Origin of the sequence: Pseudomonas sp. H9, assembly GCF_004353925.1 — a bacterium.
Lineage (GTDB): Bacteria > Pseudomonadota > Gammaproteobacteria > Pseudomonadales > Pseudomonadaceae > Aquipseudomonas.
Genome location: NZ_SMOK01000007.1, coordinates 156964 through 175126, shown reverse-complemented (window position 1 = coordinate 175126; position 18163 = coordinate 156964). Strand labels below are relative to the sequence as shown.

Annotated in this window: 16 protein-coding genes; 7 read left to right on the top strand and 9 right to left on the bottom strand. The window is 60.1% G+C overall.

What is annotated here, in order from left to right:
- The first annotated feature begins 6 nt into the window (after nt 1-6).
- The 6 genes from E1573_RS05575 (at nt 7) to yccS (ending at nt 9325) form a co-directional block, all read left to right on the top strand.
- Nucleotides 7-1449: a TldD/PmbA family protein gene (locus E1573_RS05575; RefSeq protein ID WP_133211440.1), complete on the top strand. Its 1443-nt coding sequence runs from the start codon at nt 7-9 to the stop codon at nt 1447-1449.
- The gene (locus tag E1573_RS05570) at nt 1449-2780 is read left to right on the top strand and encodes a TldD/PmbA family protein (RefSeq protein ID WP_133211438.1); all 1332 of its coding nucleotides are present in this window, start codon (nt 1449-1451) and stop codon (nt 2778-2780) included. The genes E1573_RS05575 and E1573_RS05570 overlap by 1 nt, the downstream gene beginning before the upstream one ends.
- 81 nt (nt 2781-2861) lie before the next feature.
- On the top strand, nt 2862-4289 hold the full coding sequence (mdtD, locus tag E1573_RS05565; protein ID WP_133211436.1) for a multidrug transporter subunit MdtD: 1428 nt from the start codon (nt 2862-2864) through the stop codon (nt 4287-4289).
- Between the two features lie 105 nt (nt 4290-4394).
- A complete protein-coding gene (gene dbpA / locus E1573_RS05560; protein ID WP_256659480.1) occupies nt 4395-5732 on the top strand; it encodes an ATP-dependent RNA helicase DbpA in 1338 nt (445 codons plus the stop codon).
- Nucleotides 5733-5844: 112 nt separating this feature from the next.
- The gene (locus tag E1573_RS05555; RefSeq protein WP_133211432.1) at nt 5845-7026 is read left to right on the top strand and encodes an NAD(P)/FAD-dependent oxidoreductase; all 1182 of its coding nucleotides are present in this window, start codon (nt 5845-5847) and stop codon (nt 7024-7026) included.
- A 118-nt stretch (nt 7027-7144) separates the two neighbouring features.
- A complete protein-coding gene (gene yccS / locus E1573_RS05550) occupies nt 7145-9325 on the top strand; it encodes a YccS family putative transporter (protein ID WP_133211430.1) in 2181 nt (726 codons plus the stop codon).
- Here the strand turns inward: yccS and E1573_RS05545 are convergent, their stop codons facing one another.
- Nucleotides 9326-10063, bottom strand: a complete 738-nt coding sequence (locus E1573_RS05545) for an ABC transporter substrate-binding protein (protein WP_133211428.1) — start codon at nt 10061-10063, stop codon at nt 9326-9328. It lies immediately after the preceding gene.
- A gap of 238 nt (nt 10064-10301) precedes the next feature.
- Between E1573_RS05545 and E1573_RS05540 the strand changes: the two genes are divergently transcribed.
- Nucleotides 10302-10754 carry a GNAT family N-acetyltransferase gene (locus E1573_RS05540; RefSeq protein WP_133211426.1) on the top strand — a complete coding sequence of 151 codons (453 nt, stop codon included), beginning with the start codon at nt 10302-10304 and terminating at the stop codon, nt 10752-10754.
- Between the two features lie 60 nt (nt 10755-10814).
- Here the strand turns inward: E1573_RS05540 and E1573_RS05535 are convergent, their stop codons facing one another.
- The 8 genes from E1573_RS05535 to epd all read right to left on the bottom strand — a co-directional run bounded on the left by E1573_RS05535 (nt 10815) and on the right by epd (nt 18042).
- Complete coding sequence (locus E1573_RS05535; RefSeq protein ID WP_133211424.1) at nt 10815-11111, bottom strand: helix-turn-helix domain-containing protein; 297 nt, start codon at nt 11109-11111, stop codon at nt 10815-10817.
- A gap of 17 nt (nt 11112-11128) precedes the next feature.
- Nucleotides 11129-11629 carry a YgjP-like metallopeptidase domain-containing protein gene (locus E1573_RS05530; RefSeq protein WP_133211422.1) on the bottom strand — a complete coding sequence of 167 codons (501 nt, stop codon included), beginning with the start codon at nt 11627-11629 and terminating at the stop codon, nt 11129-11131.
- A gap of 38 nt (nt 11630-11667) precedes the next feature.
- Complete coding sequence (locus tag E1573_RS05525; protein WP_133211420.1) at nt 11668-13788, bottom strand: bifunctional diguanylate cyclase/phosphodiesterase; 2121 nt, start codon at nt 13786-13788, stop codon at nt 11668-11670.
- A 216-nt stretch (nt 13789-14004) separates the two neighbouring features.
- The gene (fba, locus tag E1573_RS05520) at nt 14005-15069 is read right to left on the bottom strand and encodes a class II fructose-bisphosphate aldolase (protein ID WP_128321610.1); all 1065 of its coding nucleotides are present in this window, start codon (nt 15067-15069) and stop codon (nt 14005-14007) included.
- 100 nt (nt 15070-15169) lie between these two features.
- Nucleotides 15170-15496, bottom strand: a complete 327-nt coding sequence (locus E1573_RS05515) for an MliC family protein (RefSeq protein ID WP_133211418.1) — start codon at nt 15494-15496, stop codon at nt 15170-15172.
- A 51-nt stretch (nt 15497-15547) separates the two neighbouring features.
- Entirely contained in the window at nt 15548-15799 is a 252-nt protein-coding gene (locus E1573_RS05510) for a hypothetical protein (protein ID WP_177494566.1), read from the bottom strand.
- Nucleotides 15799-16962 (bottom strand): phosphoglycerate kinase, encoded by a 1164-nt coding sequence (locus E1573_RS05505; RefSeq protein ID WP_133211414.1) that lies wholly within the window; start codon nt 16960-16962, stop codon nt 15799-15801. The genes E1573_RS05510 and E1573_RS05505 overlap by 1 nt, the downstream gene beginning before the upstream one ends.
- Nucleotides 16963-16974: 12 nt before the next feature.
- Complete coding sequence (gene epd, locus E1573_RS05500; RefSeq protein WP_133211412.1) at nt 16975-18042, bottom strand: erythrose-4-phosphate dehydrogenase; 1068 nt, start codon at nt 18040-18042, stop codon at nt 16975-16977.
- Between the last annotated feature and the right edge of the window lie 121 nt (nt 18043-18163).

Genomic DNA, 18163 nt, shown 5'->3' with positions numbered 1-18163 from the left:
TCTTGCATGTTCGAGATGACTGCATTGCTGCGCCAGCGTTTTACCGCGCTGCGCAGCGGTGCCGAATTTTTTTCCCTGCGCTATGTGCAGCAGTCCCAGCAACAACTCTCAGTGCGCAAAAACGTCGCCGAGCCGCCGTTTTTCTCACGCGATGAAGGGGCCATGCTGACCGTCAGGCTGAACGGGGTGGAAGCCTACGCTGCCACTGCCGACCTGTCGCAGTCAGGCTTGCAACGCGCCCTGGAGCAGGCAGAACACCTTGCCGCACAGATTGCCACGCGCACATTGCTTGATCTGCGTGAGCAACCGGTGGCCACTGAACGTAACGACTATTGCTCGCCCAACCTTGACCAGCACTTTCCATCACTAGCCGACTGCTACGACCTGCTCGCCCGCGAATCCAGCAGCGTGCCCTTCGATAGCCGTCTGGTTAACTGGCAGGCAAGCCTTGGCCTCAGCACTGTCGAACAGATTTACCTGAATACCGCCGGTGCCGAACTGCGCCAGGCACAGCGCTTTGTCTACCCAGGCTTCAGTGCTACCGCCTTTGACGGCCTGGACAGCCAGAGCCGCACCTTGGGCCGGGAAAACTTCGGCCAGCAGGGCGGCATGGATGTCATTGAACGCTGCGGCCTTGTCGGCGCCGGGGCCAAAGTAGCCGATCAGGCCTTGCAGTTGCTGCTGGCCCCGAACACCCCAAGCGGGGTACGCGACCTGTTGCTGATGCCCGACCAGATGATCCTGCAGATCCATGAATCCATCGGCCATCCCCTGGAGATGGACCGGGTCCTCGGGGACGAGCGCAACTACGCCGGTACCAGCTTCGTCAAAGCCAGCGATTTCGGCACGTTGCAGTACGGCTCGAAACTGCTCAACGTGACCTTCGACCCCACCATCGGCGAACAGCTGGCCAGCTACAGCCATGACGATGACGGAACTGCCGCTGCCAAGCAGTTCCTGATCCGCGATGGCCTGCTGGTACGTCCGCTGGGCGGCGCCTTGTCACAGTTCCGCTCGGGCCTGGACGGCGTTGCCAACAGCCGCGCCTGTGGTTGGAACCGCGCACCGATTGATCGCATGGCCAACCTCAACATCGAGCCGGGCGACCAGAGCCTTGAGCAGATGATTGCCAACATCGAGCACGGCATCCTGATGCGCACCAACCGCTCCTGGTCAATCGACGACGCGCGCAACAAGTTCCAGTTCGGTTGCGAGTGGGGCCAGCTGATCGAAAACGGCGAGCTGAAAGGCGTGGTCAAAAATCCCAACTACCGAGGCATTTCCGCGCAGTTCTGGGGCAACCTGAGTGCCGTGGGCGATGCCAGCACCTTTGAGGTCCTGGGCACGCCCAATTGCGGCAAAGGCGAGCCGAACCAGGTGATACGGGTCGGGCACGCGTCGCCTGCCTGTGTGTTCAGCCAGATCGACGTATTCGGAGGAGACGCCTGATGGCTGCCACCCCACTGAACAGCTTCCAGCGCCTGGTGAGCAACCTGCAAGAACAGGTCAGCGCCCCCGAGCACTTCACCCTGAGTTACAGTGCCGAGCACTCGCAGTTCATCCGCTTCAACCACGCAAAAGTACGCCAGGCCGGTGATGTGCTGCAGGCCAGTTGCGTCCTCAAACTGGTCAAAGACGGCCGCCAGGCTGAACTGCAATTCACCTTGAGCAATGACCCCGACGTCGACCAGCAGCGCCTGGCCGAGGCCATTGAGCAACTGCGCCAGACTCTGCCGTTGCTTGAAGCCGACCCTTACCTGCAACTCAACGACAGCGCCTGGCAGAGCCATAGCGTGCAGGATCAACCCCTGCCGGACATTGAGCAGGTGCTGGCCCAGATCGAGCACGGCGCCGGTGAACTGGATCTGGTTGGTATCTACGCCGCTGGCCCGATCTGTCGCGGCTTTGCCAGTTCGTTCGGAGCCTTTGGCTGGCATCAGGCCAACAGTTTCAACTTCGATTGGAGCCTGTTCCACCGTAACGGCCAAGCAGTCAAAGCCAATTATGCCGGGCAGCACTGGGACAGCGAGGCTTTCGCCCAACGACTGCGTCAGGCGCGCGAACAACTGGAATACCTCGGTCGCCCGCTCAAGCACCTTGCGCCCGGCGAGTACCGCGCCTACCTGGCACCTGCAGCAGTCGATGAAATCATGGGCATGCTGTGTTGGGGCGGTTTCTCCGCTCAGTCACTGGCCACCAAGAACAGTCCACTGCAACGCCTGTACGCCGGTGATGCGCGCTTGAGTCAGCAGGTCAGCATTGCTGAGCAAGTCAGCGGTTCACTGAGCCCGGCGTTTTCCGATGAGGGCTCGCCGCGCAGCGACTTGCGTTTGGTCGAGCAGGGCAAAGGCCTGGACCGGTTGATCTGCGCGCGCAGTGCTGCCGAGTTTGAATTGGCGGCCAACGGTGCCGATGGCCATGAATCACCTTGCGCCTTGAGCATGGCAGCTGGTGATCTGGAACAGCGCGACATCCTCAGCCGCCTCGACACAGGCCTGTACATCAGCAACCTGTGGTACCTGAACTTCTCCGACTTGCCTGCCGCACGCATGACCGGCCTGACTCGCTTTGCCACGTTCTGGATCGAGAACGGGCAAATTCAGGCGCCGGTCAGCACCATGCGCTTTGATGACAGTGTCTACAGTTTGTTGGGTTCACAACTTGAGGCCCTGACTCGGGAACGCGAGCTGATTCTTTCGACTAGCACCTATGGGCAGCGCCAGACCAGCTCGAGCCATTTGCCGGGAGCTCTGGTTAAACGCCTGACATTGACGTTGTGATAAACCTGATCGCGGGGCAAGCCCGCTCCCACCGGTGGAAGCGGGCTTGCCCCGCGATAGGTCCTTGAAGGAATAAAGATCATGCCCGACCGCGCCCCGCTCGACCCAGCCATCGCCCGTGGGATCCCGTGGGTCGTCGCCATCGCCTTCTTCATGCAGTCGCTGGACGGCACGATTCTCAACACCGCCCTACCCGCCATGGCCCGCGACCTGGCCGAAGATCCACTGCGCATGCAGTCGGTGATTATCGCCTACATGCTCACCGTGGCCTTGCTGATCCCCGCCTCCGGCTGGATCGCCGACCGCTTCGGCACCAAGCGGATTTTCTTCGGCGCTATTTTGCTGTTCAGCCTCGGCTCGTTGTTCTGTGCCCTGGCCGAAAGCCTGAGCATGCTGGTGGTGGCCCGGGTAATTCAAGGCCTGGGCGGTGCCTTGATGCTGCCGGTTGGGCGGCTGGTGGTGCTGCGTGCCTACCCGCGCACAGAGCTGGTACGGATCATGAGTTTCATCACTATCCCCGGCCTGCTTGGCCCGTTGCTTGGGCCGACCATGGGCGGCTGGCTGGTGGAGATCCTCAGCTGGCACTGGATCTTCCTGCTCAACCTGCCGGTGGGTGTGCTCGGATGTTGGGCGGTGTGGCGCTTCATTCCCGATCTGCGCGGCACGGAACGCACGCGTTTCGATACCTTGGGCTTTGTGTTGTTTGGCGCGGCCATGGTGCTGATCACCATCGCTATGGAAGGCCTGGGTGAGTTGCACCTACCGCACTTGCGGGTCATGTTGCTGCTGTTTGCCGGTATGGCCTGCCTGGCCGCCTATTGGCTACGCGCTGGCAGCGTCGAGAACCCATTGTTTTCCCCCAGCCTGTTCCGTACCCGGACCTTTTCCGTCGGCATCCTCGGCAACCTGTTCGCCCGCCTGGGTAGCGGTGCCTTGCCCTTTTTGGTGCCGTTACTGCTGCAGGTTGCCTTGGGCTACTCGCCTGCTCAGGCCGGCATGAGCATGATTCCGCTGGCCGCAGCGGCGATGGTGGCCAAATCCATCGCGCGGCCGCTGATCGAGCGCTTCGGCTATCGCACTATTCTCACCGGTAATACGCTGTTGCTCGGCCTGTTGCTGGCCAGCCTGGGCCTGGTGGACGAACAAACGCCTTATGCATTGCTGTTGTGCCAGCTGGCTTTGCTCGGCGCAGTGAACTCCATGCAATTCACCGCCATGAATACTGTCACCCTGATCGACCTCGACGATGCCAGCGCCAGCAGCGGCAACAGCTTGTTGTCGGTAGTGGCGCAGCTGTCGCTGAGCCTCGGGGTTGCCTGTGCCGGCGCCCTGCTCGGCGGGTTCAGTGCAGCGGGCAGTGCCGAAGGTGTAGAAAGCACGCTGGGGGCCTTCCAACTCACCTTTCTGACGATCGGCCTGATGGCCATGCTGGCAGCGGCGATCTTCATGCAGCTTTCAAGGACTGACGGAAGGCGTGCCCGTCGTCCGGAACCGGAGATCGAGCCTTAGGGCTAATGGCGTCGAGACTGGTACACTGCGCGACATTTTGTTTTGCAGGCCCGTCTCGTGACCACCATTGCCACCGCCTTCGCCACTTTGCCGCTGTCCGCCGCCATGCTGGCCAACCTGGACGCCCTCGGCTACGCCCAGATGACCCCGATTCAGGCCCAGAGCCTGCCGGTAATCCTCAAGGGCCTGGACCTGATCGCCCAGGCCAAGACCGGTAGCGGCAAAACCGCTGCGTTCGGCATCGGCCTGCTCAACTCGATCAACCCGCGTTACTTCGGTTGCCAAGCTCTGGTGCTGTGCCCGACCCGCGAGCTGGCCGATCAGGTTGCCAAAGAGCTGCGCCGTCTGGCTCGTGCCGAAGACAACATCAAGATCCTGACCCTGTGCGGCGGTGTAGCCCTGGGGCCACAAATCGCTTCGCTGGAGCATGGCGCGCACATCATTGTCGGCACCCCTGGCCGTGTTCAGCAGCACTTGAGCAAAGGCACCTTGGTGCTCGACGGCCTGAACAAGCTGATTCTCGACGAAGCCGACCGCATGCTCGACATGGGTTTCTACGACGCCATCGCCGACATCATCGGGCAAACCCCAAGCCGCCGTCAGACCCTGCTGTTCTCGGCCACCTACCCCGCCGGGATCAAGCAACTGGCCTCGACGTTCATGCGCGATCCGCAGACGGTGAAAGTTGAAACCCTGCATGCCGACAGCCAGATTGAGCAGCACTTCTACGAAATCTCGCCAGAACAGCGCATGGAAGCCGTCACCAAAGTGCTCGGGCACTTCCGTCCACAATCCTGCGTCGCCTTCTGCTTCACCAAGCAGCAATGCCAGGAACTGGTCGAGCACCTGCAGGCCAAGGGCATCTCCGCCCAGGCCCTGCATGGCGATCTGGAGCAACGCGACCGTGACCAGGTGCTGACCCTGTTCGCCAACCGCAGCCTCTCGGTGCTGGTAGCGACCGACGTTGCCGCCCGCGGCCTGGACATCGATGCCCTGGAAATGGTCATCAACGTCGAACTGGCCCGCGATGCCGAGATTCACGTGCACCGCGTAGGCCGTACTGGCCGTGCCGGTGAGAAAGGCCTGGCAGTGAGCCTGGTGGCGCCTGCCGAAGGTCATCGTGCCCAGGCTATCGAGACCTTGCAGAAATCGGCACTGCGCTGGGAGCAGCTGGACAGCCTCAAGTCTCATAACGGCGCCCCGCTGCTGCCGACCATGAGCACTTTGTGCATCGCCGCCGGGCGCAAAGACAAACTGCGCCCGGGCGATATTCTGGGTGCGCTGACCGGCGAAGCCGGGTTGCCGGGCACTCAGGTGGGCAAGATTGCGATTTTCGACTTCCAGGCGTTTGTTGCTGTGGAGCGTGCGGTGGCCAAACAGGCCTTGCAGCGGCTCAACAGCGGCAAGATCAAAGGGCGCTCGTTGCGGGTGCGGATCGTCTGAGTAGTTTGAAATTTGTCGCGGGGCAAGCCCGCTCCCACAGGGATGGTATGTACCTGTGGGAACGGGCTTGCCCCGCGATGACTTCACCACCACCGTAATAGAGGAGTTTGCAGTGCGTTCCACCGAAGTAATCATCATTGGCGCAGGCGCCGCAGGCCTGATGTGTGCCCTGACCGCCGCCGGTCGCGGCCGCCAGGTGCTGCTGCTCGACCACGCCAACAAACCGGGCAAGAAGATCCTGATGTCCGGTGGTGGCCGCTGCAACTTCACCAACATGTACACCGAGCCCGCCAATTTCCTTTCGCAGAACCCGCACTTCTGCAAGTCGGCCCTGGCCCGCTATACCCAGTGGGACTTCATCGAGATGGTCGGCAAGCACGCGGTGCCGTATCACGAGAAAAAACTCGGCCAGCTGTTCTGCGATAACAAGTCCAGCGACATCCTCGAAATGCTCCTGCGCGAGTGCGACCAGGCCGGTGCCGAGCTGCGCATGGACACACGCATCGAACAGATCGAGAAAACCGAAGGCGGTTACTTGCTGGAAACCAGCGCCGGCCAGTTCCGCTGCCAATCGCTGGTGATCGCGACCGGTGGTTTGTCGATCCCGACGTTGGGCGCAACCGGTTTTGGCTATCAGGTCGCTCGTCAGTTCGGCCACAACTTGTTGCCGACGCGCGCCGCGCTGGTACCGTTCACCATCACCGAACCGGTACTCAAGGGCATCTGCACCGAGTTGTCCGGCAGCTCCGTGGATTGTATCGCCAGCTGCAACGGCACCAGCTTCCGCGAAAACCTGTTGTTCACCCACCGCGGCCTGAGCGGCCCGGCGATCCTGCAGATCTCCTCGTTTTGGGAGGCCGGTGACACGGTTGAAATCAACCTGCTCCCCGACCATGACGCCTTGACCTGGCTGCAACAGCAGCAGGCCGAGCGCCCGAACAGCGAATTGAAGACGCTACTCGCCGAGGTCTTCACCAAAAAGATGGCCAACCTGCTCAGCGAACACTGGTTCGTCTCCAAACCGATGAAGCAGTACACGCCCGCAGAATTGCTACAAGTCAGTAACAAGCTCGGCGCCTGGCAAGTGGTGCCGGCCGGTACCGAAGGCTATCGCACCGCTGAGGTGACCCTGGGTGGTGTCGACACCCGTGAGGTGTCGTCGAAAACCATGGAGTCGCTGAAAAGCCCCGGCCTGTACTTCATCGGCGAAGTTCTCGACGTCAGCGGCCACCTGGGCGGCTTCAACTTCCAGTGGGCCTGGGCCTCGGCTTACGCGGCCGCGCAGTTCGTCTAACCTTCGCGGTAGAATCAGCGCATCAAGGAATAAATTTTGCTGGTCAGAAGGCAGCGGTAACACGCTTGCCATCTGATTGGCTCAATTTCGATCATCGCCTAAGGCCTGCCTACCCGACATGTCATCCCCCTCGCTCAGCCAATCGTTGCGCCGCCTCTGGGCTCTGGACAAATTCAGCTATGCCATCCGCGTACTCATTGCCCTGACCGGCAGCATGTTGCTGTGCTGGTACCTGGATGAAATGAGCCTGCTGATCCCGCTGTTCCTTGGCATTATCGCCAGCGCCCTGGCCGAAACCGACGACAGCTGGCAAGGGCGGCTGAATGCCCTGGCCGTTACGCTGGTGTGCTTTACCGTTGCGGCGTTGTCGGTGGAATTGCTGTTCCCCTACCCGCTGGTGTTTGTCTGCGCCCTGGCCCTGGCCAGCTTTGGCCTGACCATGCTCGGGGCTCTGGGAGAGCGCTACGGCGCGATTGCTTCGGCCACACTGATCCTGTCGGTCTACACCATGATTGGCGTCGACCAGCGAGGCGGTGAGGTCACCGACTTCTGGCACGAACCGCTGCTGTTGGTGGCTGGCGCCGCCTGGTACGGGCTGCTCTCGGTGTTATGGCAAGCGATGTTTTCCAACCAGCCGGTGCAACAAAGCCTGGCGCGGTTGTTCCGTGAATTGGGCCGATACCTGAAGCTCAAGTCCACCCTGTTCGAGCCGATCCGCCAACTCGATGTAGAAGCCCGACGCCTGGAACTGGCGCAGCAGAATGGCCGCGTGGTGGCTGCGCTCAATGCCGCCAAGGAAATCATCCTGCACCGGGTGGGCAATGGCCGACCAGGCTCGAAAGTCAGCCGATACCTGAAGCTGTACTTTCTCGCTCAGGATATTCACGAGCGCGCCAGCTCCTCACACTACCCCTACAACGCCCTCGCCGATGCCTTCTTCCACAGTGACGTGCTGTTCCGCTGCCAGCGCCTGCTGCGCCAGCAGGGTGTGGCCTGCCAGCAATTGTCCGAATCGATCCAACTGCGCCAGCCGTTCACTTACGACGCTGGTACAGCCCAGGCATTGGAAGACCTGAATGCCTCTCTCGAACACCTGCGCATCCAAAGCAACCCCGCCTGGCGTGGGTTGCTGCGCTCCCTGCGTGCCTTGGCAGCCAACCTGGCAACGCTGGACCGGCTGCTCAGCGATGCCAGCAATCCCGATAATCTGGCTGATGCCAGCGACAGCAGCCTGCTTGACCGATCGCCACATAGCCTGGCCGATGTATGGAACCGCCTGCGCCAACAACTGACGCCGACCTCGCTGCTGTTCCGCCACGCCCTGCGCCTGCCCCTGGCCTTGTCGGTTGGCTACGGCATGGTGCACTTGATTCACCCTACCCAGGGCTACTGGATCATCCTCACCACGCTGTTCGTCTGCCAGCCCAACTACGGTGCGACACGGCGCAAGCTGGTGCAACGGATCATGGGCACCGGCATCGGGTTGACCGTGGGCTGGGCATTGTTCGATCTGTTTCCGAGCCCAATCATTCAGTCGCTGTTCGCCGTTGCAGCCGGTGTGGTGTTCTTCGTCAACCGCACCACCCGCTACACCTTGGCTACGGCAGCGATCACCTTGATGGTGCTGTTCTGCTTCAATCAGGTCGGCGACGGCTACGGCCTGTTCCTGCCGCGTCTGTTCGATACCCTGGTCGGAAGCCTGATTGCCATTCTCGCGGTCTTTTTGTTCCTCCCGGACTGGCAAGGGCGGCGCCTGAACAAAGTGCTGGCCAACACCCTGACCTGCAACAGCGTCTACCTGCGCCAGATCATGCAGCAGTACGCCCAGGGCAAACGCGACGACCTGGCCTACCGCCTGGCCCGACGCAACGCCCACAACGCCGACGCAGCACTGTCGACGACCTTGGCCAACATGCTCATGGAGCCAGGGCATTTTCGTAAAGAAGCCGATGTCGGCTTTCGCTTCCTGGTGCTTTCGCACACCTTGCTCAGTTACCTCTCAGGGCTGGGCGCGCACCGTGAAACCACCCTGCCTGCCGATGTGCATGAACAGTTGATCGACGGTGCAGGCGCGAGCCTGGCCAACAGCCTGGACGAAATTGCCGAAGGCCTGGCCAGCAAATCACCGGTGGCCATTCACAGCGATGCGGAAGAAGCGCTGGCCAGCGAGCTTGAGCAAATGCCCGAAGAAATTGAAGAAAACCAGCGTCTGGTGCAAACCCAACTGGCACTGATCTGCCGTCAGTTGGGCCCACTGCGCACCTTGGCCGCTCACCTGATCAAAGATGCCCCGGCCTGATCAGAAGCCATAGTGCTTGAGCAAACGCTCGTAACTGCCATCGGCTTTCATCTCGCTGATCGCCTGATTGAAGCCCGCTACAACCTTCTGATGCTCGGGGGTCTTGAGGCTCACCAGAATATGCAGCGTGTTTTCACCCAGCGGCTGTTCGACGAATTCGACACTGTCGCGAATCGAATGGGACTCACGCTGCAGGAAGTAACGTGCAACGTATTCGTCTTCAAGGGTTAATCCCACTCGCCCGGCTGCCAGCATGCGCACCGCCACGGAAAAATTGCGCACCGGTATTTTCTGCAAGCGAACATCGGCGTCGAACGCGGGTGAATAGGCATAGTCCCTGACTACCGCAATCGGATAGGGATACAAGTCGCTCAGCGCTTTGAACCTCAGCGGATCGCCCTTGCGCTTGAGCAGGTGAATACGATTGCTCAGGTAGGCGGTCGAGAACGCGCCAATGTGGGTGCGGCTTTCATTGAACCAGGCGTTGATCAGAACGTCGTAGCGCCCTTCCTCAACACCCAGCAATGCCCGCGCCCACGGCACCTGCTCGAACTCACTGGTGAAACCGGCGCGGTGCAAAGCGGTGGTCACAATCGTCGTCGCCAAGCCACCACCGGGCATGCTGGCATCTGTAAAGGGTGGCCAACTGTCAGCGACCAAACGTAGCTTTTCAGCCTGTGCGGTGTTGTACGCCAACAGCAATCCCAGCAAAACCAAGGCTCGAAGCAGTGCGGCCATGCTCAAATCCTTTAGTACACACGCCATTACACATTGTTGATATCAACTGTTCGAGCGCTACTGCTGTCAGCTCGGTTTCGCAGGTTACACAAATACGACACCGCAAGTCAGTGCCAATGATATCAAATCGCCTTCACTTTGAATGACATCACATTCTGTGTTGACTTGTGGCAATTTCACCCTCGTCCTGACCTTAGGTATCTGCCATGATCAGGTCATTAACTGCTTGAGAGGCCCCATGAGCATCGACTGGATCTGCAAACATCACAGCGACCTTGGCAAAGAACAACTCTATGCCATTCTGCGGCTGCGCACCGAAGTCTTCGTTGTTGAACAGAAGTGCGCCTATCAGGACGTCGATGGCCAGGACCTGGCCGGCGATACCTGTCACCTGATGGCCTGGCGTGATGACGAACTGCAAGCCTACCTGCGCTTGCTCGACCCGGAGTCCCAAGGGGGTGATGTGGTGATTGGCCGCGTGGTCACCGCACCGGCGGCACGGGGTCAGGGCTTGGGTCATGAGCTTATGGAGCAAGCCCTGGAACAGGCCGAGAAAAATTGGCCAGGCGTACCTGTGTACCTCTCGGCGCAGGCGCATCTGCAGGGGTACTACGGGCGTTATGGCTTTGTGGTGGTGGGTGAGGAATATCTTGAGGACGATATCCCGCATATTGGTATGCGTCGCGGCTGACAGCTTCGCGGGGCAAGCCCGCTCCTACAGTGGGAGCGGGCTTGCCCCGCGATCAGGCTCTCAAGGGTACTCCAGCACCTCACGAATCCCGCGCAGGTGCTGAATAATCCACTGCTTGTCGATTGCCCCCCAATCGCGAATCCGATAGTGCCCAGCATGGTTACGCGCCCCCACCTGTTGCTCGAACTCACAGATGATGTCCAGGTCGGACAACGCTGCAATGGTGTCTTGGGCGGTGCGCCGCGGCATACCAGTGGCATCCATCAAGGCCGGTACGGTGGTGGCGGTCTGGCTGTCGATCAACCAGGCAACATAGAGTCGGCGGTAAAAACTGGTCTTGGTCTTGCTCACATCCATTGGCAGGTCCTCACAGCTCACCCGTTGCCAGGCAGCTCGCGATAGGTCAGGTAAACACGCAAGTCGAACTCCAATTGATGGTAGCCCGGCTGCATGTGTTCACAGAGTTGGTAAAAGGCCTTGTTGTGCTCACTTTCTTTCAAGTGGGCCAACTCATGCACAACAATCATTTTCAAGAATTGCGGCGCCGCTTCCTTGAACAACGAGGCAATGCGGATTTCCTTCTTCGCCTTCAACTTGCCGCCCTGCACCCGCGACACTGCGGTATGCAACCCCAACGCACGATGGGTCAGGTCGAGGCGGTTATCGAACAGCACTTTGTCGAGGTTGGGCGCGTTTCGCAGATACTCCTGCTTCAAGCCCTGGGCGTAGCTGTAGAGCGCTTTGTCACTCTGTACACCATGACGCTCCGGGTAGCGCTGCTGCAAGTAATCGCCCAGGCGATTGCTGGCAATCAACTGGCGGACCTGGTCTTGCAGGGCAGGCGGATAGGCTTGTAGGTACTTGAGCGGCGTCATGGTCAACAAGAAAGCGAGTAAAAGCGCAGTTTACCCAACTACTCCTGGTGCCAGTCAAAAAAGCGCGGGAACCTGCCAGCGTCGCTGGCGGTCATCGGATGAGCCAACAGAAAACCCTGCACAAACTCACAGCCATTGGCCTTGAGCCACTGCACCTGCTCGTGGGTTTCGACCCCTTCGGCGATAACGCTGATGCCATACGCTCGGCAAAGCTCGATCACACAACGAACCATCGCCGCATCGGCAGAAGAGTCCGGCAATCGCGCCACCAGGTGTCGATCCAACTTGAGGGTGTCGATGGGCAAATCGCGAATCATGCTCAGCGAACAATCACCGGCGCCAAAATCGTCCAGTGCGATGCGTACGCCAAGTTCATGCAACCTGTGCAACTGCTTGGTCGCATCGTCGAGGTTGTAGCGAACCGACGCCTCGGTAATCTCTACTTCCAACTGTGCAGGCTGAAGCTCCTGACAGAAAATCACCCGCGCCAGTTCTTCGACCAGATTGGGCATACTGAATTGCGCCTGGCTCAAGCTGATGCCCAGCACCAGATCAGCGTCGTAGGCCTCGTACCAGGCCCGGCGCTGCGCTGCGCCTTGCTGATAAATCCAGCTGGCTAGGTGGGTAATCAGCCGCGCCTCTTCCAGCAACGGAATGAACAACCCTGGCGGAACGTCACCCACACTGGGATGACGCCAACGCAACAGTGCCTCAAACCCCCGCAACCTACCGCCAGCCAGGCTCACTTGCGGCTGGTAGACCAAACAAAAGTCCTTGTGCTCGATCGCCTCACGCACGCTGTCTTCGAGCATCAGCCGCGAGCGTGCGCGACCGTTCAGGTCTTGATCGTAATACCGATACTGTTGGCGGCCCGCCTGCTTGGCGGCATACATCGCTGCATCCGCAGCCCGTAGCAAACCATCAAGGCTGGTGCCGCACTCCGGATAAGTAGCAATACCGATGCTGACGCCAAGGGTAACTTCCAGCCCGCCAATCTCCTGATAAATCGACATGCGCTCAATCAGCTTTTCCGCACATCGGGCCGCCTGCTCCGGGTATTCGAGCGAATCGAGCAGCGCGGTGAACTCATCACCACCCATGCGCGCCAGGATCGCGCAATGCCCCAGGCAATCCTTAAGCTGTTCGGCCACCCAGTGAAGCACCCGGTCGCCGGCTTCATGACCCAGTGAGTCGTTGATACGCTTGAATCCGTCCAGGTCGAGGAACAACAACGCGTGCGGCCGGTCTGCACGTTCGTTGCGCAGCAATGCACTTTCCGCCGCCTGGTAGAAACCGCGGCGGTTGAGCAGGCCGGTCAGCGGGTCGGTGATTGCCTGGTACTCCAACTGCTGGTGCAGATTGCGTACCACTGACATGTCCAGCACGGTCACCACTAACGCCCGCTGCTCACTGGGCAGCGCCGCGCACGACAGCGCAACCGGTATCGGATGCCCGCCCAGCGTAATCAAAACGGCATCGTGAATGCGGAAGGTGTCGCGTGACAGATAGGCCTCGTGGAATGCCGAGTCACGCCATGTCGTCGATCCCGGTGATTGCACGAACTCCAGCAGGTTCATACCTTGCAGGTGTTCGAATGGCGCATCGAGCAGCCTGGAAATGGCCGGGTTGGCAAAGCGGATCATCCCGTCGTCGGAAACCACCAGAATGCCTTCGGCGGCATTTTCAAGCACCGACGCATTGAAAGCACGGGCAGCCTCCAGGTCATTGCTCAGACGCTGCAAGGCACGACGGCTGCGCTGCTGCTCCAGCAGGGCCTGAACCTTGGGTTTGAGGATCTGAGGGTCAAACGGTTTGAACAGGTAATCCACCGCGCCGCTGGCATAGCCTTTGAGCACTGCGGCTTCGGACTGTTCGTTGGCGGTCAGGAAGATAATCGGTGTCAGCCGCGTCCGTTGGCTGCCGCGCATCAGGCGGGCTACTTCGAAGCCATCCATGCCTGGCATCTGCACATCCAGCAAAACCAGATCGACTTCATGTTCCAGCAGCGCGCTCAGGGCTTCCGTTCCGGAGCTTGCGGTGAGTACTTGCCAGTCCTGTCGGGCCAGCAAGGCGCGCATGCTGATCAGATTCTCAGGGTAATCATCGACGACCAGTAATACCGAGCGGCCTTCGTTTATGTGAGGTTGAGCGCAATCCATGCTGCTTCTCTTGTGAAACTGACATCGAATTTCGGTTGAAATCCGAAAGTAACTCTAGACCCGGCTGTAAAAATTCTGAAGTGATCAGATTGCCATCACCCCGGTAAAGTTCCGTAAGCCGACTAACGGACTGTCCAATGAGGCCAATCCAACCTCACCCGTGGCGCGAAAGGCGAAAAAAAACCCGCATCGCTGCGGGTTTTTTCGACGCGTGACTTAGTTGACCTTAGCGGCCAGCTCGCCTTTGAGGTAACGCTGGAACATGCCTTCCAGGGAGATCGGCTTGATCTTGGAGGCATTGCCAGCAGTACCGAACGCTTCATAACGGGCGATGCAGACATCACGCATGGCCGTTACGGTGGCGCCGAAGAATTTACGCGGGTCGAATTCGCTCGGATTCTGCGCCATCAGACGACGCATTGCACCGGTCGAGGCCAGACGCAGGTCGGTGTCGATGTTGACCTTGCGCACACCGTACTTGATGCCTTCAACGATTTCTTCAACCGGCACACCGTAGGTTTCTTTGATGTCGCCGCCGTACTGGTTGATGATCGCCAGCCACTCTTGTGGAACCGACGAGGAACCGTGCATTACCAGGTGGGTATTAGGGATGCGCTTGTGGATTTCCTTGATACGGTCGATCGCCAGCACGTCACCGGTAGGTGGCTTGGTGAACTTGTAGGCACCGTGGCTGGTACCGATGGCGATTGCCAGGGCATCAACCTGAGTTTTCTTGACGAAGTCAGCAGCTTCTTCCGGGTCGGTCAGCATTTGGCTGTGATCCAGAACGCCTTCGGCGCCGATGCCGTCTTCTTCGCCGGCCATACCGGTTTCCAGCGAACCCAGGCAGCCCAGCTCACCTTCAACCGAAACGCCACAGGCGTGAGCCATGGCTACGGTCTGCTGAGTAACACGGACGTTGTACTCGTAGTCGGTTGGGGTCTTGCCGTCTTCACCGAGGGAGCCGTCCATCATCACCGAGCTGAAGCCCAGCTGGATCGAACGCTGGCAGACGTCAGGGCTGGTGCCGTGGTCCTGGTGCATGCACACCGGGATGTGCGGGAATTCTTCGATCGCAGCCAGGATCAGGTGGCGCAGGAAAGGTGCACCGGCGTATTTGCGAGCACCGGCCGACGCCTGGACAATCACCGGGGAGTCGGTCTTGTCGGCAGCTTCCATGATGGCGCGCATCTGCTCGAGGTTGTTAACGTTGAAAGCCGGTACGCCGTAACCGAACTCGGCGGCGTGGTCCAGCATCTGGCGCATGCTAATGAGTGCCATTGTGTATCTCTCTCCCGACAAGCGTCGTTTATCGTGCAAGCCTGCCGCAGTGGCGGTTGCTATTCAAGTAGTGTGGGCCGCCATTACACGGCCCGGCCAGTCACGGCGCCTTGCAGCCCCGCCCTATCAAATCGTCGGTGGCAGCCCAGTACACCAGGCCTTCGTCACCTTTGCTGTGAAACGCCAGCACGCCATCGCTGTAAAGGCTGCCGGAAGCGCTGGGTTCAGCCTTGAGCCGGTAAACCTGGTCACCGCCGCCCAGACGCACGTCCATCTGTTGCAGACTGCTATCGGCAAAGCGCCAGAGCACTTCGGCCTGACTGTCGCATACCCAGCGGGTCCAGTTGTCCGAGGGTGGTGCGGAGGGCGTCATGCTTGCACATCCGCCCAGCACTGCCAGGGCCATCAAGGCCATGACTCCTTTCATTTAATATCCTCTAGCAGACCACAAACAGGCCGGTAGGTTGCCATCAACCGATCAAGGGCAACCTGGTGCCCGGCGCTGGTGTTCGTCGTCGTATTTTTCCAGGCCATCCGGGCCGAGTCGCTTGTTGATCACCGGCACGGTTTCCGCCTGCCATTCAGACTGATAGCAGCCGCCTTTCGGCGCGCCAGGCTTATCAGTCTGCGACTCCGGGGTGCTGGAGCAAGCGCCCAGCAGTGCGACCAGGACAAACACAGGCAATCGCTTGACCATCAGGTCACTCCCTTTGCCAGGCGCTGAGCGAATCAGGCCTTGGCCCGTTGTTCCAGTACTTCTACCGCTGGCAACACTTTGCCCTCGACGAACTCGAGGAACGCACCGCCACCGGTAGAAATGTAGGAGATTTGCTCGGCAACGCCATATTTATCGATGGCGGCCAAGGTGTCACCACCACCGGCGATGGAGAATGCAGCGCTTTCGGCAATGGCCTGGGCCAGGACCTTGGTGCCGTTACCGAACTGGTCGAACTCGAACACGCCAACCGGACCGTTCCACAGAATGGTTTGCGACGACTTCAGCAGCTCGGCGAAGTTGGCTGCAGTCTGCGGGCCGATGTCGAGGATCATGTCGTCTTCGGCAACGTCGGCTACCAGCTTGACGGTAGCAGCAGCGCTTTCAGCGAATTCCTTGGCGACGACCACGTCCACTGGCAGCGGTACATTGACCTTGGCAGCAATAGCTTTGGCGGTGTCGATCAGGTCAGCTTCGTACAGCGATTTGCCGACCGGGTGACCGGCAGCAGCCAGGAAGGTGTTGGCGATGCCGCCGCCGACGATCAGCAGGTCGCAGACCTGGCTCAGGCTGTTCAGCACGTCCAGCTTGGTCGACACCTTGGAGCCGGCGACGATAGCAGCCATCGGCTTGGCAGGGGCTTTGAGCGCCTTGCCCAGGGCATCAAGCTCAGCCGCCAGCAGCGGGCCGGCAGCAGCGACTTTGGCGAGCTTGGCGACGCCGTGGGTCGAGCCCTCAGCGCGGTGGGCGGTACCGAAGGCATCCATGACAAACACGTCGCACAGGGCAGCGTACTTCTGCGCCAGCTCGTCAGCGTTCTTCTTCTCGCCCTTGTTGAAACGTACGTTCTCGAACAGCACGAGATCGCCAGCCTTGACCTCGACACCGTCCAGGTAGTCGGCAACCAGCGGCACGTCGCGGCCCAGGGCCTTGCTCAGGTAATCGGCAACCGGCTTGAGGCTGTTCTCGGCAGAGAATTCACCTTCGGTCGGGCGGCCCAGGTGCGAGCAGACCATCACGGCCGCGCCTTTTTCCAGCGCCAGCTTGATGGTCGGCAGCGAAGCAAGGATGCGCGCATCGCTGGCAACCACACCGTCCTTCACAGGAACGTTGAGGTCTTCGCGAATCAGCACGCGCTTACCTTGCAGGTCGAGGTCGGTCATCTTCAACACGGTCATGAATGCAGTCCTTCAGGGCTGTTTACAAGTAGAGCGGGTTTGATTGACGACGTGCAGATAGTGTTCGGCAACGTCGAGCATACGGTTGGCAAAACCCCATTCGTTATCGAACCAAGCCAGCAGGTTGACCAGCCGAGGGCCGGAAACGCGGGTCTGACTGGCATCGACAATCGCCGAATGTGGGTCATGGTTAAAATCACAACTGGCGTGCGGCAGTTCAGTGTAGGCCAGCAAGCCTTTGAGCGGCCCGCTCAGGGCCGCTTCACGCAACACCCGGTTGACCTCGGCCGCGCTGGTATCGCGGGCGGTCTGCAGGGTGATGTCCAGGCACGAGACATTGACTGTCGGCACGCGTACGGCTTTGGCCTGAATTCGCCCGGCAAGTTCCGGCAGCAGGCGTTCAATACCACGTGCCAGCCCGGTGGACACCGGTATCACTGACTGAAACGCCGAGCGGGTCCGGCGCAGGTCTTCATGGTGATAGGCATCGATGACCGGCTGATCGTTCATGGCCGAGTGGATCGTGGTGATCGACACATACTCAAGGCCAAAGGCCTGATCCAGCACACGCAGCAGCGGCACACCGCAGTTGGTGGTGCAGGAAGCGTTGGACACCAGCAGCTCGCTGCCATCCAGGCAATCCTGGTTGATGCCGTAAACCACCGTGGCATCAACATCCGATTCACTGGCCATCGGCTGGGAGAACAGCACACGCGGCGCACCGGCGTCGAGGAAACGCTGGGCGTCGGCACGGGTGTTGTAGGCGCCGGAACACTCCAGCACCAGATCGACGCCAAGCGCCGCCCAGTCAATGCCTTCCGGGGTGGCACTGCGCAAGACTTTCACGCAGTCGCCATTAATATGCAGACAGTCGCCATCGACCTTCACCTCACCGGGAAAACGCCCGTGGGTGGAGTCGAAGCGTGTCAGGTATTCGATACTGGCCTGATCGGCCAGGTCATTCAGTGCAACGATCTCGAAGCCCGCCTTCGCCCCCCGTTCAAAGAGTGCGCGTAAAACACAACGACCGATACGGCCGTAGCCGTTGAGTGCAACTTTGTAAGGACGCGGTTGGGGCATGGGATGCTCACGGAACAGAACGTTTTCTCGGGTAAGGCTATCGCGGGGCAAGCCCGCTCCCACAGGAATAATCATAAAACCTGTGGGAGCGGGCTTGCCCCGCGATCAGTCCAACACCGCC

What these genes read in the sequence shown, in the direction of transcription:
- E1573_RS05575 (WP_133211440.1), top strand. Translation starts at nt 7, where the DNA reads ATGTTCGAGATGACTGCATTGCTGCGCCAGCGTTTTACCGCGCTGCGC.
- E1573_RS05570 (WP_133211438.1), top strand. Translation starts at nt 1,449, where the DNA reads ATGGCTGCCACCCCACTGAACAGCTTCCAGCGCCTGGTGAGCAACCTG.
- mdtD (WP_133211436.1), top strand. Translation starts at nt 2,862, where the DNA reads ATGCCCGACCGCGCCCCGCTCGACCCAGCCATCGCCCGTGGGATCCCG.
- dbpA (WP_256659480.1), top strand. Translation starts at nt 4,395, where the DNA reads ATGCTGGCCAACCTGGACGCCCTCGGCTACGCCCAGATGACCCCGATT.
- yccS (WP_133211430.1), top strand. Translation starts at nt 7,145, where the DNA reads ATGTCATCCCCCTCGCTCAGCCAATCGTTGCGCCGCCTCTGGGCTCTG.
- E1573_RS05545 (WP_133211428.1), bottom strand. Translation starts at nt 10,063, where the DNA reads ATGGCCGCACTGCTTCGAGCCTTGGTTTTGCTGGGATTGCTGTTGGCG.
- E1573_RS05540 (WP_133211426.1), top strand. Translation starts at nt 10,302, where the DNA reads ATGAGCATCGACTGGATCTGCAAACATCACAGCGACCTTGGCAAAGAA.
- E1573_RS05535 (WP_133211424.1), bottom strand. Translation starts at nt 11,111, where the DNA reads ATGGATGTGAGCAAGACCAAGACCAGTTTTTACCGCCGACTCTATGTT.
- E1573_RS05530 (WP_133211422.1), bottom strand. Translation starts at nt 11,629, where the DNA reads ATGACGCCGCTCAAGTACCTACAAGCCTATCCGCCTGCCCTGCAAGAC.
- E1573_RS05525 (WP_133211420.1), bottom strand. Translation starts at nt 13,788, where the DNA reads ATGGATTGCGCTCAACCTCACATAAACGAAGGCCGCTCGGTATTACTG.
- fba (WP_128321610.1), bottom strand. Translation starts at nt 15,069, where the DNA reads ATGGCACTCATTAGCATGCGCCAGATGCTGGACCACGCCGCCGAGTTC.
- E1573_RS05515 (WP_133211418.1), bottom strand. Translation starts at nt 15,496, where the DNA reads ATGAAAGGAGTCATGGCCTTGATGGCCCTGGCAGTGCTGGGCGGATGT.
- E1573_RS05505 (WP_133211414.1), bottom strand. Translation starts at nt 16,962, where the DNA reads ATGACCGTGTTGAAGATGACCGACCTCGACCTGCAAGGTAAGCGCGTG.
- epd (WP_133211412.1), bottom strand. Translation starts at nt 18,042, where the DNA reads ATGCCCCAACCGCGTCCTTACAAAGTTGCACTCAACGGCTACGGCCGT.